Origin of the sequence: Nocardia sp. NPDC051052 (genome assembly GCF_044456045.1) — a bacterium.
Classification (GTDB): domain Bacteria; phylum Actinomycetota; class Actinomycetes; order Mycobacteriales; family Mycobacteriaceae; genus Nocardia.
In genome coordinates this window covers 298,371-313,898 of record NZ_JBITFL010000005.1, presented here as the reverse complement: position 1 = coordinate 313,898, position 15,528 = coordinate 298,371, and the positions used below count along the sequence as shown (strand labels likewise).

Annotated in this window: 19 protein-coding genes; 9 read left to right on the top strand and 10 right to left on the bottom strand. The window is 59.8% G+C overall.

Annotated elements, in window-relative coordinates; genetic code table 11:
- Positions 1 to 47: 47 nt before the first annotated feature.
- The 5 genes from ACIBCN_RS19125 to ACIBCN_RS19105 all read right to left on the bottom strand — a co-directional run bounded on the left by ACIBCN_RS19125 (position 48) and on the right by ACIBCN_RS19105 (position 4,107).
- Positions 48 to 1,265, bottom strand: a complete 1,218-nt coding sequence (locus ACIBCN_RS19125) for a tyrosine-type recombinase/integrase (protein ID WP_396992899.1) — start codon at positions 1,263 to 1,265, stop codon at positions 48 to 50.
- An 84-nt stretch (positions 1,266 to 1,349) separates the two neighbouring features.
- Complete coding sequence (locus ACIBCN_RS19120) at positions 1,350 to 1,724, bottom strand: hypothetical protein (protein ID WP_396992898.1); 375 nt, start codon at positions 1,722 to 1,724, stop codon at positions 1,350 to 1,352.
- A gap of 95 nt (positions 1,725 to 1,819) precedes the next feature.
- Entirely contained in the window at positions 1,820 to 2,638 is an 819-nt protein-coding gene (locus ACIBCN_RS19115) for a hypothetical protein (RefSeq protein WP_396992897.1), read from the bottom strand.
- Between the two features lie 86 nt (positions 2,639 to 2,724).
- The gene (locus tag ACIBCN_RS19110; RefSeq protein ID WP_396992896.1) at positions 2,725 to 3,195 is read right to left on the bottom strand and encodes an ImmA/IrrE family metallo-endopeptidase; all 471 of its coding nucleotides are present in this window, start codon (positions 3,193 to 3,195) and stop codon (positions 2,725 to 2,727) included.
- A gap of 231 nt (positions 3,196 to 3,426) precedes the next feature.
- On the bottom strand, positions 3,427 to 4,107 hold the full coding sequence (locus ACIBCN_RS19105) for a helix-turn-helix domain-containing protein (RefSeq protein WP_396992895.1): 681 nt from the start codon (positions 4,105 to 4,107) through the stop codon (positions 3,427 to 3,429).
- Between the two features lie 129 nt (positions 4,108 to 4,236).
- Here ACIBCN_RS19105 and ACIBCN_RS19100 point away from each other — a divergent pair, with 129 nt between their 5' ends.
- The 3 genes from ACIBCN_RS19100 (at position 4,237) to ACIBCN_RS19090 (ending at position 5,290) form a co-directional block, all read left to right on the top strand.
- On the top strand, positions 4,237 to 4,719 hold the full coding sequence (locus ACIBCN_RS19100) for a helix-turn-helix domain-containing protein (RefSeq protein ID WP_396992894.1): 483 nt from the start codon (positions 4,237 to 4,239) through the stop codon (positions 4,717 to 4,719).
- A complete protein-coding gene (locus tag ACIBCN_RS19095; RefSeq protein ID WP_396992893.1) occupies positions 4,716 to 4,910 on the top strand; it encodes a DNA-binding protein in 195 nt (64 codons plus the stop codon). Before ACIBCN_RS19100 ends, ACIBCN_RS19095 begins: the two co-directional genes overlap by 4 nt.
- A 137-nt stretch (positions 4,911 to 5,047) precedes the next feature.
- Entirely contained in the window at positions 5,048 to 5,290 is a 243-nt protein-coding gene (locus ACIBCN_RS19090) for a hypothetical protein (RefSeq protein WP_396992892.1), read from the top strand.
- A gap of 206 nt (positions 5,291 to 5,496) precedes the next feature.
- Here the strand turns inward: ACIBCN_RS19090 and ACIBCN_RS19085 are convergent, their stop codons facing one another.
- Both ACIBCN_RS19085 and ACIBCN_RS19080 read right to left on the bottom strand, forming a co-directional pair.
- Positions 5,497 to 5,940 carry a hypothetical protein gene (locus ACIBCN_RS19085; RefSeq protein ID WP_396992891.1) on the bottom strand — a complete coding sequence of 148 codons (444 nt, stop codon included), beginning with the start codon at positions 5,938 to 5,940 and terminating at the stop codon, positions 5,497 to 5,499.
- Between the two features lie 221 nt (positions 5,941 to 6,161).
- On the bottom strand, positions 6,162 to 6,584 hold the full coding sequence (locus ACIBCN_RS19080) for a hypothetical protein (protein WP_396992890.1): 423 nt from the start codon (positions 6,582 to 6,584) through the stop codon (positions 6,162 to 6,164).
- Between the two features lie 163 nt (positions 6,585 to 6,747).
- Here ACIBCN_RS19080 and ACIBCN_RS19075 point away from each other — a divergent pair, with 163 nt between their 5' ends.
- The 6 genes from ACIBCN_RS19075 (at position 6,748) to ACIBCN_RS19050 (ending at position 10,359) form a co-directional block, all read left to right on the top strand.
- Positions 6,748 to 6,990: a hypothetical protein gene (locus tag ACIBCN_RS19075; RefSeq protein ID WP_396992889.1), complete on the top strand. Its 243-nt coding sequence runs from the start codon at positions 6,748 to 6,750 to the stop codon at positions 6,988 to 6,990.
- A 202-nt stretch (positions 6,991 to 7,192) separates the two neighbouring features.
- Positions 7,193 to 7,819: a hypothetical protein gene (locus tag ACIBCN_RS19070; protein ID WP_396992888.1), complete on the top strand. Its 627-nt coding sequence runs from the start codon at positions 7,193 to 7,195 to the stop codon at positions 7,817 to 7,819.
- Between the two features lie 80 nt (positions 7,820 to 7,899).
- Positions 7,900 to 8,403, top strand: a complete 504-nt coding sequence (locus tag ACIBCN_RS19065) for a hypothetical protein (protein ID WP_396992887.1) — start codon at positions 7,900 to 7,902, stop codon at positions 8,401 to 8,403.
- A 14-nt stretch (positions 8,404 to 8,417) separates the two neighbouring features.
- Positions 8,418 to 8,972 (top strand): hypothetical protein, encoded by a 555-nt coding sequence (locus ACIBCN_RS19060; RefSeq protein WP_396992886.1) that lies wholly within the window; start codon positions 8,418 to 8,420, stop codon positions 8,970 to 8,972.
- Complete coding sequence (locus ACIBCN_RS19055) at positions 8,969 to 9,961, top strand: DUF3560 domain-containing protein (RefSeq protein ID WP_396992885.1); 993 nt, start codon at positions 8,969 to 8,971, stop codon at positions 9,959 to 9,961. Before ACIBCN_RS19060 ends, ACIBCN_RS19055 begins: the two co-directional genes overlap by 4 nt.
- Positions 9,962 to 10,149: 188 nt before the next feature.
- The gene (locus ACIBCN_RS19050) at positions 10,150 to 10,359 is read left to right on the top strand and encodes a hypothetical protein (protein ID WP_396992884.1); all 210 of its coding nucleotides are present in this window, start codon (positions 10,150 to 10,152) and stop codon (positions 10,357 to 10,359) included.
- 92 nt (positions 10,360 to 10,451) lie between these two features.
- Here the strand turns inward: ACIBCN_RS19050 and ACIBCN_RS19045 are convergent, their stop codons facing one another.
- The 3 genes from ACIBCN_RS19045 to ACIBCN_RS19035 form a co-directional block, all read right to left on the bottom strand.
- Complete coding sequence (locus tag ACIBCN_RS19045; RefSeq protein ID WP_396992883.1) at positions 10,452 to 11,084, bottom strand: DUF732 domain-containing protein; 633 nt, start codon at positions 11,082 to 11,084, stop codon at positions 10,452 to 10,454.
- 442 nt (positions 11,085 to 11,526) lie between these two features.
- Positions 11,527 to 12,561 (bottom strand): hypothetical protein, encoded by a 1,035-nt coding sequence (locus ACIBCN_RS19040; protein WP_396992882.1) that lies wholly within the window; start codon positions 12,559 to 12,561, stop codon positions 11,527 to 11,529.
- A gap of 14 nt (positions 12,562 to 12,575) precedes the next feature.
- Positions 12,576 to 15,470: a hypothetical protein gene (locus ACIBCN_RS19035; RefSeq protein WP_396992881.1), complete on the bottom strand. Its 2,895-nt coding sequence runs from the start codon at positions 15,468 to 15,470 to the stop codon at positions 12,576 to 12,578.
- Positions 15,471 to 15,528: the final 58 nt, after the last annotated feature.

Sequence of the window (15,528 nt, the reverse complement as noted above, 5' to 3'; positions counted from 1 at the left end):
TGCACAGACACCAGGATCCAGCCCCCATAGCACGTTTATGGCACGAATTAGCTGTGGAGTGCGTCGTTGAAGTCCGCGACGACCACATCCCGGCCCGTGTAGCTGTCTTCTGTCACGCGTGAGCCCGTACGGTGCCCGCCTGCGGCTTGGGCGGCCGGAAGCTTGTATTTCTCCTTGATGCGCTTCATGGCCGTCTTACGGAGCGCCTTGGGGGTACTCCACTCAAGGTCTGAGCCCTTGACGATCTTCGCCCAGACTTCCCAGAAGTCTTGGGGGCTGATCGGGTTGCCGTTGCGGTTCACGAACACAAGCGTCTGTCCTGGCGCCGCGGCGAGCTTCCGCCGCCGAAGCATCACCACCGTGGCGACGCTCACCTTGACGCTTCGAACCGACTCATCGGTCTTCGGCATGTCTTGCCGATACGGCTTGCACCGGCCGCCGTCCGCGCCGTAGACGATGATCGTCCCTTGCACCTTCACAACCTGCTCGGCCAGTTCGAGGTCTTCCTCGATCCGTGTCGCTAGGGCTTCGCCTGGCCGTCCAACGATGTCATACATGAGCTGTCGCACATCCTGATATCGCTCCCGGTTGGCGTTCGGATGCCGGGCGAAGTAGACCTTCTCAAGATGTAGGTAGCGCTGGTACTGCTCCGGCGTGAACGGTTTGGGCTCCGGCCTCTCGAGAGTGATGGGGTCAGATTCCTTGGCAGGATTGAACGGTATGAGACCTTCCTTGTACAACAGATGGAAGGCTTGCTTCAGGGCCAGTCGATGCTTCTTCGCGACGGCGGGCGTGTGCCGCACGAGGTCCAGGTGCGCCTCGACATGTGAAGCTAGGACGCCCACGGCGGTCATCTTCCCCAGGTCTGAGCCTTCGATCTTCACGACCCCGGGCTTCGGACGCTTCTCCGCCTTGTAGATCACCCGCTTGTAGTATCCGACGGACTGGTCACGACTCTTCGTGTTCTTCTCGTACCGACGTATCCACAGGTCACACAGACCGAACACAGTTATGTTCGTCGGTATACCTCCGACCGTGGCCGGCTTCTTGGTTCTCAGGAACTCATCGGCCCTATCCGACGCTGCGCGCTCGGCTTTAGCCGCCGATTCTCGGTATGCCTGAGCATTCTTGGGCTCAGGCATACCAACGCAGCGATAGGCGCACACGCCCCGCCAGTAGTCTTTTTTACCTGCATCCTTCCGCTTTTTGTCTTCGTACGCTCTTGGTTTACCGCGCTTGCCCTCCGCTAGCCGAACGTTGCTCATGCGGGCCAACTCCTTGTTGATGCAATTTGAAAAGCAATGGGGCGCGTGATCGAATCACGCACCCCATCATGACTAACAGAAAGACTAGTTGATAATCTCCTGATGTGTCACCGCAAGACGACCTACATCGATTCCGAATTTCTTTGCAACCAGCACCGCTAAATCGCCCTGCCCGGTTCGAGCGAGGGTCGCGTCGTACCATTCGGTCCTGAACCGCGCGAGGGTTTCATTATCCGACCTCGAGTTGAGACATTCTATTCGAGTCTGGAATAAGTGGCGATTCGAAATATCGCAGGCGTCAAGTGCGGCTAAGATGCGGGCCGACTCCTCACGGGAGTTGAAGACGACGTCCACGTAGGTAATGGCGAATGCATAGCGTCGCGGCTGCTCCGCTAAACCTACGCCGGAGGAAAGGTCGGCCGGTACGACCCTTTGCATTTCAAGTGTCTGCGATATCATTTCGCTACCTTTCGTATTTACTTGACCGTTGCGGTGCCTTGCGACTAATTCAGCCGAAAATTATTGAGCATAACTTCGCCTCAGCTATGGAATATTCAGTACGCTATGCCCCTCTTTTGCGATTCCGCAATCTCAATCATCAGGCGATATGTGGCCCTACTGTCTGCGGCAGCGTTCCAGAGCGCGGCAAGGCTCGTCCCTGTCACGATGTTTGGATCCAGAATTCCCGAGCGGTCCTCGATCCCGCGCCACGCTTCGATTTGCTTCCGTAAGGAGCTAAATCGAATAAGCCGCTTTCGAAGCTTTAGCCAATTGTATGCCAATGCCGCATATGCGAGACTGATCGCGATGGCGCTAAGACCGATATCGCGCGCGAAGGCAAAACCGTCCCCCTCCGTTGTATTCGATACACTGCGTAGTGCCACAGAACCTACGGTGAATACCCCAGAGGCTCCAGCAATGAAGAGTGCATAGAAAACTTGTGAAACTTCAGATCTGCCGATCGCTTTTCTCGCGAGAAGTGCTCCGATACAGATCCTTGCGAATGCAATCAGTGCAGGGAGTAGAAAACCCACTCGCATTACAGTCAGCGCCGGAGTGTGCCCATAGTCGGAGAAGATGTGTTTCGATGGGATCCGTGCCGCCGGTGAATTCAGGAAGCCGATGCTAAAGACTAGACATGATGCCGCGGTCAAAAGACGCGAAATAACGCGCGCCATCCTCCCATCGCCGGTCAATATACCGGCCACCTCGGAGACCAGCAAGAAACACACTGCGTAGAGGTTTAATAGGATCAATCTAGAGAGGTTAGCGACGCCGGTCAATTCCTGGATCGCCGGATCGAAAACTATGGCATCATCGACCAGAATTACTAGCAGGAAGGAGATCAGAAACCAATGAATTTCGCCGAGCATACCTCTTGTTAACAATTGCCTTGCTACAACAGCTACGCACACGGCCCCGATACAGATATGCAGGGCAGCTTGTATAGATAGAAATGTCACATTGACCAACCCAGATCTTTAACAAATTTTGTTAGGATCCGTCGCTTACGCCCCGTTATCGAACTCGGAAGCAATTCCGTCCGATAGTCGTCTGCACGTGCCATCAGATGGGTGGCGAACCATTCGGCTTCCCTTTCGTGATCATCGTGGAACCCGCATTTGAACAGCATGCTCGTGTCACTCTTGGAGAAGTGGCCAAAGACTATATGACCCAACTCGTGGCCAATCGATACCTCCTGTAGAGGCACTGGGGTGTCATTCGAATAAACAATAATGTATTCTAGTTTCCAGCTAATACATACGGAAGATACCTCGGGACCGAAGTCGTCGATGATTTTTTCACCAGACACCGGACGAAGCTTGATAGGTTTTCCACCCTTGGCTGATATTTCCTCCACAGCCTGGGCGATAGTCCATGGTCGCGTAAATTGCAGCCTGCTTACCGCACGGCGCGCCTTCTCTTCCATCAGACTACGCCGTCGATTTGTAGCAATAACGCGTTTACGATTTTGGCGAGACGCTCACCGGTCAAGTCGGTCGCTCGGTATCGCACCCCAAGATTTGAACCTTGATACCGCCGTAGACGAATAAGCCTGTTCCACGTTTCGATGGAAAGATTCGCGTCGTTTACATGTTGCGGAGACACCGGTCTGCCTAGTATCGCGGATAGCTCCTCACTAATGCTGTCTACCGATAGGTCACCCAGCACTTCTTCGCCACCTTTCCCCAAACATCAGTTCCTCGGCGGGTGTCAGCTCGACGTTTCGGCCAGCAAGCCACCGACGATACTTGCGTTCGATCAATTCCCGATCATCTGGTGTACCGATGTAGGGCGATTCATCCAGATAGTTGCGGATAGCAAATTCAACAAGTGGCGATAGTGGCCCCCCTGGCCGTCCATTTAGCTCCACCATTCTGGTGATGTATTCGCGAGATAGATCTGTCACGGCGGCGACGAGTTCGTCGTAGATGCTTTTGACATCGTTCCAGTCGATCGGATTACCTGCATTGGATGTGAGCACACCCGAAAAGTGTTCGGTGACTCGCAAGAACTCGAAGACTTGCGCCGATTCCAGCCGTAGGTCTTTCGGTTCGAGTGGCTGGTTTACGCCGAGGGGGTTGCTCGTCTCGGCTGTACGAACCGTTGGTTCGCCGCCGTCCAAGATCCGCCCGGTATCCCCGGGAGACCAACCCAGTGCGCCTTCGAGAGCAGTCAACGTACTGGCGTTGTACGAGTCTCGCGCTCCTCGTTCGATGTTTCCGATGGTCCGCTCGTGCACCTCCATCTCAGCGGCTAGAGCGCGGGCCGTCGCGAAGCCGACGGCCTTCCTGCGTGTACGCACGTAGCGTCCCAGCCGTGTCCAATCGTCTTCTTGCACAGCCACATTATGCGAAAATTTTTGCCTACTGTCTAGCCGTCTTGACCTGCTACTTTCGTATTTTGGAACCCATAGCAGCGTTCTATCGTTGATACAAACAGGAACGTAGCTGTTCAGAGGCGTTGACGAATGGGAACGCGCGTTCTTACTGTTGCGTTCGTGGGGAACAACTTGAGACACGACACAGATGAGAGAGTCGGGGCGACCATCCGGGCTCTCAGAACCGTCAGACGGTTGCCGCTGAAAGACCTCGCGCAGGCGATCGGTGTCAATCCGGCGCATCTCGGGAACATCGAAGCCGGTCGCCGGCGGCTGACGACGGAACTGGCCGATGCCCTCGCCGAGGCACTCGACATCGATGTGCTGGCGATTACCTCTGTCCAATCCGAACCGCAGTCCTCGTCGAAGGATTCGACGTATCTGACGTTGGAGGAGGTCGCTACACGGCTGCGGGTCTCGCGCCGCACGGTCAACAATCTGGTTGCGGCAGGGCAGCTCTCGGCGTTGAGGGTGCAGACGCGGCTCCGTATCGACCGCGATTCGTTCGACAGGTATGTGGGGGCTCAGCAGGCGGCCCTCGTTCGGGTCCGGCGGGCGCAGGTGGTCGCATGAAGCCCGAACTGATCACGCCAGAGGAGTACGCGCGGTACCGGCGAACCACGGTGCAAAGCCTCGCCGACGAGCGGTACCACGGCACGGGTCCGAAGTTCATCAAGTACGGGCGCGCCGTTCGATACCGGTGGTCCGACATCGAAAAGTTCGAACACGCAAACACATTCGTGCGAGCAGATAACTCCCCCTGAACAACCTCGTACCCCCAGCGCGGAGCCGCTACGGCTCCAAGCGCTACGACATCGCTGACGGCGAGGATACAAGACTGCCCTGCACAATGCATGGTCATTGTCCGGCGTGCAGGCAACCCCGACTCAACGGATTGGTAATGAGCGGACACGACAAAACACAGCTGGTAGCGGAAGCAGTCCGTATGGAGATGGCACGCCAGCAGAAGAAGACACCCGAACTTGCCCGAGCCATCGGATGCTCACCGCGGACCGCCCGTAACCGCCTCAGCGGCCTGTACCCGTTCGAAATCGATGAGCTACTGGCGGCTTCCGGCTGGCTGCGAGTGCCTCTATCTCATCTGACAGCCGAGGCCGAGGCCACCATGAAGGCGGCAATGTGAGCTTCCCGCGGTGTCAATGCCGGCGGTCGTGTCCGCCGTTCCGGAGCGGAATGTCTCGATCGGACCGGCCCCCGCTTCAACCTAGGCAGCCACCGTCGCCTGCACCTGGAGGAGCGGATCGCAGCGCGCCGCTATCGTCCCCAAAGGCTCACTACCGCATGCCTTCACACATCGGATCGCCAGTGTTGCTCGATCCTGCGGGAAGATTATTCGGAGTCGTGTCGGACTTCACCAGGCCAGCGGACGCAGTCGCAGACTTTCAGGTCTTCGGCGAAGTCGGGCCAGTTCGACGGGTCGTAGCCAAACTCGCTGGGAGAGAAGGCTTCCAACGTGGCTTCGCGGAGCGAGCGGAGGCGGTGGACGACTGCCTTGTCTTCGGCATGCCGGTCGTAGAGCGGATCGTCCAGTGTGGTGCACCCGGCCACGTGCACATGGAACTCCCAATGGTTGTCCTGGTCAGGCAGATTCGGACCGAGGATCACAACCTCGATGCTCTTGGACATGGGTTGGGCGAGGTCAGCGATCGCGTCAGCTTCCTCGGTGGTCGTGCGTTGTTGGAGTTGATGGCTACCTGCGCCGGACGAGGATTGGCTGATCAAGACGGACGGCTGGTCGGGTTGGCTGGGGTTGAGGTTGTCGGACTTGGTCACTGGGTCGGTCCTTGTCAGGGGGTGTGGTGATGGCGGCCGTGACGACTGTGTCGATGTCGGCACGGCTGGCTCCGGCATGGATGGCGATGACCACCGATTCGGCAGCCACGTGGAGTCGGACCTGCAGCAGATCGCCGGAGTCTGCGTGGGCGAGGGTGCTGAAGACGATGCCGACATACCGCAGCGCACGGCCCTGCACGTCGTCACCGAGTCACGCCAGGTTAGTGCTGTCGCAGTGGCGGGCACCGCCATACGGTCACTTCGGTGTCGAATTCAATCAAGCGGGAGTCGCGGTGATGCAGAATCGTGCATCGGGCTCGTTTCCGTTCTTGGGTTTCGTGAAGAATCTCCAGCGGTACGCCCGCTCGGACGTTGCCGCGGTAGTTCATCAGTCCGTTGATTTCGAGGAAGAACTGACGCTCGGGGTCGTTGGCGAATTGTGTTCTCCGGTGTCCCTCGGTGCCGTTGATATAGGCGATTCGATGCGTCTCTCCTGTGGGCATCCGTACCCAATCACCCTCAGCGGCCCAGCGGGGATACCGCAGCTCACGGCCTCTCAGACGTGCGATTATGGCTCGCCGGTCGTAGTGGTCCAACAAGTTCTGAGTAAAGGCAGACTCATTGACGGGGATAATTACTGACATGGGGTATTCCTTGGCGTAGGGAATGTCATTGCTGACTCCAGGCACACTACTGAGTCACAGAATGCGAAAGCAACAGAAATCTTCTGATCTTGCCAATATTGAATTGTGATGTAATGTCATTTCTGCCAGTAATGGCATTCCTACGCCAGCAGGAGAATTGAATATGGACGCGCAGTTAGCGGCGAAGAACGGGTGGACATTCCACCTCACCCGAGTCGGTCACTTCTACGACAAACGCGTGCGGGGCGCGTGCTACTTGGTGGTCACCCTGCCGACCAGCGCGGTCTGGCTAAGGCTGGACCCCAACGGCTACGTGACCGGCGGCCGGGTCACCGACACCCCCGACATTGCCCTCGCCGAGGCCGACGAAGCATCACGGCACCCCGTAAAGACCAGCGACGACTAGGTCGACCGCATACGACGGCAACTCGCAGGGCTGTGCCCCAACGGGTTGCCGTTATTTGTTGCGGCTCCCGGACTATGCAGATCTGCGTGTGCGGCAAACGCCTTGTAGCACAACACAACACACCTCCGCCGACTGCCAATCTCTGGGCCCGATCGGCGTACGTGCCCTGCGATCCCAACGACAAGCTTGAGGAAATCGAGTCATGAACACTCAGCCCACTGCCCTTGATCGCGCTCACCAGATCAGCCGCTATCTCGGCCTCGAGTGGACCGTCAGCCAGCCCTTCTTCCCCCTGGAGGCAGTGCTTCGCGCCCCGCTGCGCCGTTGTCTGCTGCTCACCTTCGACACCGACAACGGCGACCTCAGGATCGGTGGTGTCATCGAGCCTGCGCTCGTGCGGTTCGTGGACACCCGTCGCTTCCACACGATGACGGTGCCGATCGATACCGCAGACGAACGGATCGCCGCTCAGATCACCGAGGCGTTCCTCGACCCCGACGACCCCAGCAGCTACGAATCGGCGATCGCCAAGGCCATCGACGCCGAGTCGCACGCCGCACGCACGGCCGCTGGCTGCGAGGCCTTGGCTGCCCAGCTCGGCGAACGACTCAGCGCCGCAAGCGATCACGAAGTGTTCATCGACGGTGCCCGCGTGCAGCTGGCGCTCGAGGGAACCGACGTGAGGTTTGTGCAGGTCCTCACCGATCACTCGCTCAGCGAGAACACACCCGGTCTCATCGACGGGTCACGTTTCGTCATCGACGTCACCCACCCGCACACCCTGCCCATCTTGGAGCTGATCGCGGCGTACATCGCTGAGATCGCCTGATAGAGGTCACTTTCCGGGAGAGACTAATGTCCCAAGCAACGATTGCCGAAACGAAGATACGCACCCTGAGCGGTGAAAGCGTGCTGGAGGTGCATGGTGCGGTGACCGGCCGTGTCGCTGTGCGGTACGAGCCGTATGCGTTGGAGTACTACAACGGAGGCGGTTGGCATCTGCATATCAGCTATGCCCCCACGATCCGCCTCGAGGACGGCGGCAGCCGCCGCGAGGGGGTGCTGGTGGATGACGACGATGGCGGCGAGCCCCACACGTATCACGGACATGTGCGGATTTGGGCCGAGGTGGATCCGCGCGACTCCGGCTACGCGGCCCGCGGCCACCTCTACTACTTCGAATGCCGTCGCCAAGGAGATCCGAGCCCGGCCCCTCGGCGTGACCACACTGCCCTCGAGCGGCTTGCTGACGAAGTGATGTGGTTCTGGCATACGCCCGAGCGGCTGCGCGACGCGAAGCTCGGTCACGCACGCAGGTGGATCGCTGCGACCGAACAGCAGATCGCTCTCCAACGACGCCTACACGCCGAGGCCATCGCCTATCAGGCTCAGCTCACCCACACTCAGCCGTGAGACCAGGACCCACCATGCCCGTACTACCCCAAGTATTCAGTGAGACAGCCTATTTCGATGCCGATCGCCACCCGACACTTGATGCTGAAGGCCCTGTCAACGGCCAGCTCAGCGTCCACTACGAGCGATCCCACGCCAACCACTCCGATCACGACGCACACGGCATCTGGCTGTTCGTCATCGACCTATCCCCGAGCACCTTCAACGCCGACCACGAATCCGTCCCGGACGCAGAACGGCCCCTCATGATCAGCTCCGGGCGACACACCGGCAACGTGCAACTGGTCGCCGAAGACGAACGAACACGATTCGATCCAGTCAAAGCCGGGACGCTCTGGACCGACGGCGTATTCCGGATCGGATTCGGAGCACAACCAATGACGCCTCTGCTGGCCGAGTTCGCTCGCCAAGTATTGGCGTACTGGCACACCCCACAGCGGCTGCACGACGCGAAGATCGTTCACACGATGGATGAGCTCCACGAGATCGGTGCCACGATCGCCGATTTGAATTCGCGCTGGCGCACAGTAAACCGTCGCTTGGCCGACCTGACGGGGTACCAGCCGTGACCCATCTCGTTATCAGGCACAACCGGCAACAAGGCACGCTCGTGTTCGGGGCTACGTTCGCGGCACGCCGTGTCAGTGAATCACTTACCGAGTGGCCCTGCACCTTCCGGCCTTCCAAGTATCTGCCCGACGACGAAGACCTCGGAGAGGCTTATTGGTATCTGCCGAACTCCCGTCGCCACCGCGCCAACACCTGGAAAATCGAGACCGCACAACATCGGCTCATCGAGGCCGGGAACACCATCGCGGTCGACATCGACAGTGTCACACCGGCAGTCGGGTTCGCCGAACACATGCAAGACAAGTACGACCGAGCGGCGAACCGGGCCAACTACCGCGAATATCGGGCCCGCAAGAACATGTGGACCCACGAACACATCATGTCCGAAAACCGGACCACCTACGACGCACTGGCTGGCACACCAGTGCTCCTGGACCACTACTCAGCTCCCCGGCATCTGCGGCTATTGGACCGGCTGTGGAAACGGGAAGGCCGCGCGTGGCAGCTCTATCACGACGCCAAAGAGCTGTTCGCACTCGCACAGTCGGCAGCTCAGTTCCAAACGCACACCGAACACACCGGCACCACCCGGCGCCGTATCGAGCGGCTGGAGGCCGAACTTCGAAGCACCATCCGCGGCATCGACTCCGGCAAATACAACGGTGTGGCTCTGCTGATCGAGCGCGCCGACATGTTCGAACGGCTAGAGGAGATCGACTACTGGCACAAGGTCCTCGAGCACTCCGGGGCGAAGCTGTGGTGCCGCGACGATTTCGAGCGAGGTGATTTCGTTTCGTTCCGAGTCGGTGTCTGGCACGAGGTGGTGCGGGTCAACTCGAAATCGCTGTCGGTGCAGGGCCGCTACGACGTGGGGGTGAAGGTCTTCCGCGCCCTTCCCGGCGAACTCGCGCAGCCGATCGAGTACAGCAAGGTCCTCGACAAGCTCCCCGCCGTCGAGATCAACCAACGATTCCCCTTCTCCCACTGACGCCGACTCACCGATTGGACACTTCACTCGGCGACCCTCAACATCATGGGCTGAGGGTCGCAGTCATGGAAGTGCGCGACAAGCTGACCGAGTAGGCCGGTTGCTGCCCGGCGGGTTCCTCCTGCCGGGCAGCACCTGAACATCCGCCGGCCGCGGACTTGCGGCCACCCGAAACAGGAAAGGGAGCTATGCCCGCCACTCACGACGAGGAAGGCCGAACTGGCGAAATCGTCCTCCGGGTCACGGGACCAGCAACCCTGATGGAAGACTTCGGGCCCGTATTCTCCCAGCTGCTGGAGCACGGAAAGCCGCTGTTCGCGATGGTGATCGAGCGGGGTGGTGAAGTGCGAGTCGCCTACGACGGCGAGGACGTGACCGACGAGCTCGAACTCCAGTAGGCGATCGACCACACGCTACGAGATGGCCGCCCCGAACGTCAGGGCGGCCATCTCTCGTCCGGTCTACATTCTGAAGGGCACTCGAACGCCCGCTACTTGTAGGCGGGGCAGAGTTCGTCGATAGCGACCGCAACCCACATCGCCGCGTCTCGCTTCGAGTGGTACTTGTACAACTCGATCGTCACGTCGGCCTTGTTCTTCCCCTGGTCCAACTCGCCGCAGATGGCCCATCCGACCTTCGTCGCGGAGGTCCGGACTCCGGCATCCGCGTTCGATTGCAGTAGTCCCATACGGATGAGTCCGTCGACGAAGTTGCCTTCCCGTTCCGTGTTGGTCGGTCCGGCCGGGGGAACGTAGGGCGGCATGTCGGTCCAGGTCGTGATCAGATCCTGGTACTGGGTGCAGAGATTGTGGGTAGCGGCGTAGGCGACGACACTGTTCGACCAATCGCTCAACCCCACTGCCTTGGTGGCAGCTCCTGCGTCGGCTCCGCTGTCGAGGGCCTGGCAGACCTTGTGGCCAGCATCGAGAGCTGGTTGCCGGTTGGCCCCGCCACGTTCGAGGCCGTGCTGCCCGAGGAACATGAGGTAGCCCTCCTCGTTCGCATCAGCGTGCGCGACCGCAGATAGCAGTCCCGGTCCCGCAATCAACGCAGCGCTGAGCGCTGAAATCAGAGCAACATCCCGGACGCGGTTCTTCATTAAGCCCCCTTGAAAGATCAGCAATCCGACGCAGTGTATCCCTCAATTGAGCTGGCGCACAGAGCAGTTGAGCGCCCGCCATCTCACCTCGCCGATGAACACCCCCGCCGCCGAGGTCGCCGCGCCGGGCGGATCCCAGCCTCGATGGCCCGACGTCTCAGCCAGTAGACGGCAGCGGCCATCCTCAGCTGAAGTCGCAGATCATCCGGGTCGAATCCATCATCGATCAGGGCTTGCCGCTCATCGAAGTCCATGCTCAGATTTGACGCCGCCCGGAGCGCGCGGGTTCCGGGTGGCGGTACAGGTGTCCTGGGCTTGTCCCGGCGCTAGTAGCGGTCATCGACGGGCGTGTAGGGTCTCACAGCGCGCTTCGTAATCTCACGAGCGATTTCGTCTCGGCTTCATTTACGAAGCCGTCGTGAGACTCTCTCATCGAATCCGGCCTCGCGTGAGCCGTTGGGGCCGATCAGTCCAAGAGCCCCTTGAATGGTTTTTGCACGCTGCCTCCGATCGCGGCCAGCTTCAGTAGGACGCTGTTGCACGTACCCCCTAAGGTTGGCGTGGGGTACGGGGGTTCCGCGTCTATCTTCGCTGGTGCGGCGGCGATCGCTGTCGACAATGTTTCCACGAACACCGTCGCGATCTCGCGGGCGGCACCCTGCATCAGTTCGCAGGTGCGGCGGGCGTCCTGGCCGACGAGCTCACCGGTGGGAACCCAGCGCGTCGCTGCATACCAGTAGCCGAATTCGGTGAGCTTCTTCGCCAGTGAATTAATCAAGTCAGTCTTATTGGTGATGCCCTTGCTTGACGTGGTGCCGCCGACCGCTTTCACGAACGAGGCCGCTCGGTCGCGCCAGGCGCTGGCCGTGGCTGGCAGCAGATACGCACGAAGCACGTCGGCCACGCCACCAGAGCCGAAGGCCGCCGCCCCGCCCGGCGTACCGCCGGCGGCCACGAGATAGGCGGCGACGTCGCCTTCGAGGTTGTCGGAGACACCATAGTCGGAGGACGAGTTATGGAATACATAGTCGACAGCGAGCGAGGGCGTCTTCACTCTTTTCCTCGCGAGGTTCGCTGCGCCACCGCCGAGGTCGCCCATCCACGTCACAACTTCAAGACCGGTTCCGCCTTCGGGAAACATGGTTGTGCGCGCGGAGTTCGTGCGGGTCTCCAAGCCGATGAGGAGATGCCCCATATCAGCCGAGCGACCGCTGTCGACCATGCTCTGTGAGTTCTTCAGATCACGGAGCAGCGTGGTCTTGCCGAACGCGGGTCTGGGGTCTTTCGGGGAATTGCCCATCGTGTAGGTGAGAAATCCCGCATTGCGGATCAGCGCAGCTGGCACAGAGCGTTTGCTCTCGACGTCGTAATCGAGCGACCAGGTCGTGCCGTAGTAGATGCCGCGCAGCGTGATGAGTCGCTGTTCGGCGGTCTTTTGGCCGGCTTTGGTCAGCAGTTTCTCCGCAGCATCGATCAGTGCGATGTACGCACGGAAGCTCATTGCCGTCGTCATAGTTACAGCAGCTGTCCAGTCTTCGGGTCGTAACGAACTTCGACCGGCACCACCTGGTCGGTGGGCAGGATCTCGACCCACTGATCGACCGTCTCGTAGAGTTGGTTGCCGACGTTGTTTCGGAAACCACCGACCAGGGGGTAGAAGCCGTGCTCGTAAACCCGTTCAACAGGAGTCGCCGTTACGGTATTGGCGTTGTCGACAAGCACGGGGTTTGCCGGTCCGGTCTGGTCGACCTTCGGGTACTTGCCGCTGATAATCGCCGCTGCATGCTTGGCTTCCACCTGCCGGGCCAGATCGTGGAGTACGTCCAGCATCTTCTGCCCGTCGAGGGGATTTCCGTCGATGTCGACTTCGGCCGGATTATTGGTGTGATAGACGTCTTCATCGCCAATGCCGTTCGTTCCCTCGATCTTGACGAGCCAGTTCAACGCGGCTTCCTCCATTCCCGGCCGGATCGGCAGCACAGCCTTGACCCAGGGCGCATTGAGGAACGCGTTTCGTAGGTTGTCCCCGTCCAGTTGCATCAGCCAGCCCAGCGATGACCCCAGGCGTGCAGGGGCGGAGCTCTCAGTGATGTAGTAGTTGTCGCCGCGCCAACTGCTGATTCCGCCCCAACCGACTGTGTCGTTGGCGAGGAGCGGGTTGGGTTTAGCCGCAGCGACCTCCGCCGCCTCTACAACGGCGGCGAACTTGGGGATCGCAAGCGCGACCGCGGCCGCTGCCGGAGATATCGCGGCGACCTTCTTGAGCTGCGGCGAGTTGGGATTATTGACCGGCGGCGCCTTAAGCTTTCCGAGCTCTTGGTGGCTATGGTGCAATCGCGGGCGCCACCACTCGGGTGATACGAAGTACAGCATTTTCTCGACGTCGAAGATTGCGTTGATCAACTCGGCCACGACGTGCCGGGAACGGTCATCTGGCTGGGGAACACCCCTGGTCAGCAGGCCCTGGATTAGCGCGCGGTACACGACGATGCGTTCCTCTTCACGCAGCTCGCTATAGGGACGCTGCTTGATCTTCGACGCCAGCGTGACTCGCTCGCGGGCAGACTCGATGAACTCCTTTTCATAGGCGGCGCGGATCAGCGCGTCATATTTGTCGAGCCTCGATTTGTTTTCGTTGGCGACATCGGTGTTCGCCGCTTCTACCGGCGACCAATAGAGGGTGGCACCGATGTTGACCGCGTCCTTGCCGCGGAAGTTGACGAACTTCAGGACGACGTCGAAGGTCCACTTCGTTCCGCTGCCTTGGATGTTGATCGCTTCGGGGTCGATTTCGACCGACTCGCCGTTGGGGTCGATCGCTACGTTCTGTAGGACGTAGTTGGCGCGGTCACAGGAGGCCTCGAAGGTGAATTTGTACTGGACCTTCTCAAGGTCGCCCTCGTTGAAGTCGGAGTCGACCTCCACGCCGTTGCGGTAGCCCTCGTCCTTATCTCCTTCATCCTCGGAGGTCTGTTTAAACGGCACCGATAGCGGCCTTTGCGTCGTATAGGGCTTGAGCATCGGTAGTTCGTCCGGGGCGCGCAATGATCCGAGATCGGGCTGTTTGGCGATATGCAAAAGTTCGCCGAGCCCCAGATCGCGGCCAGCGTCGTCGACGTAAGTCTGCCAGCAAAGGTAAGTGCCGACGTCCTGCACCTGCACACCCACCTGACGCATCTTGCGCCGCATCTCGTAGTTCACAAGGTCCCCGGTGGTGTTGTTCAGCATGTATCGCTTGCTCGAGGTATCGGTAGTCTCGGTGATCGTGCGGAACGTGGACTTGACGCTCTTACGGATCTCGCTCGTCAGCTTCTCGGATTGCTGGCGCATCCTCTTGTGAGTGACCTCGCGGGCCTTGCCCTGAGTAGTCTTCATGTCGAAACTCACCGATGCGTTGGCATCACCGCCCACCCAGCCCTGATGCACGTCGCCGGTCGCGCCGAAGCCGATGTCATTGCGGTTGTCCTCGCGAACCGCGTCGGACAACTCGTCGTTCTCCATGGTCTCGGTTTCGCGTCGGGTCAGAACCTGGGTCTCCTCCTCCAGGACTTGTTCGACGTAGCGACGGCGCGTGCTGACCTCGATCAACTCAACCTGCGATCCCGGGCTGAGCCACACATGACCGACGGGAGAGCCAAGGAACGAGGCGAACTCGAAGAAGTACTGACGGTACAAATGCACCACGCTGATCGGCGAGAGTCCCACCGCCTGAAGGTGCTCGCGTAGCGTCGGGTCGAGTGTGTTGATATCGAGGTAGGCTTCCTTCGCGGAGCTCGCGGTAAGGACATTCGTCAGACCGAGAGCGGTCAGTGTCGCGTCCTTGTCGACGTAGAACAGGTTCTTCAGCTGCCCCCACTGCTCGTTGGCGACGAGATGGATCAAGGTGCCGGCTACGGCAGACTCGTACCGAAGCTGTTCAACAAACGAGGCGCGCATCATCGTGTCGACCTGTTGCGACGTAAGCTGTCGCGTCTCAAACGACTCGCGGCACACGCGATGCCAATGTTCGCGGATGATCTCATCGACAGCTGTCTCGACCATCTCGCGTATCCGGTCGAGACTCACGTGATCACGCCACACCTCGGGGCTATATTCGCCGAACGACGGCAGGTCCCGAGCAAGCTCGGTCATCAGATAGCTGTCGAACGTACGCAGGTCGCCACCGGTCAGCACAGCCGGGTGAATTGTGAACTCCACCTCGCATTTGCTCGCGAAGTTGACTTCGACCTGTGGATTCAACGTGCTGGTGATGCGATGCAGAGCCTGCGACTTGTCGGCATTCAGGCCGCTGGCGAAGCGTTGCTCGATGTGCTTGGACTTCCAGCCAAGCAAGGATTGATACACGCCGAACATCTCGCTGTCGTACGGCAGGATGCCGATGTACTTCTCCAAATCGCTGGCGAGGATCATCCCCGTGTCCTTTCGCTTAGCCCGCCGGTCGAACACGCCCGGCGGAAGCTACTGCGAA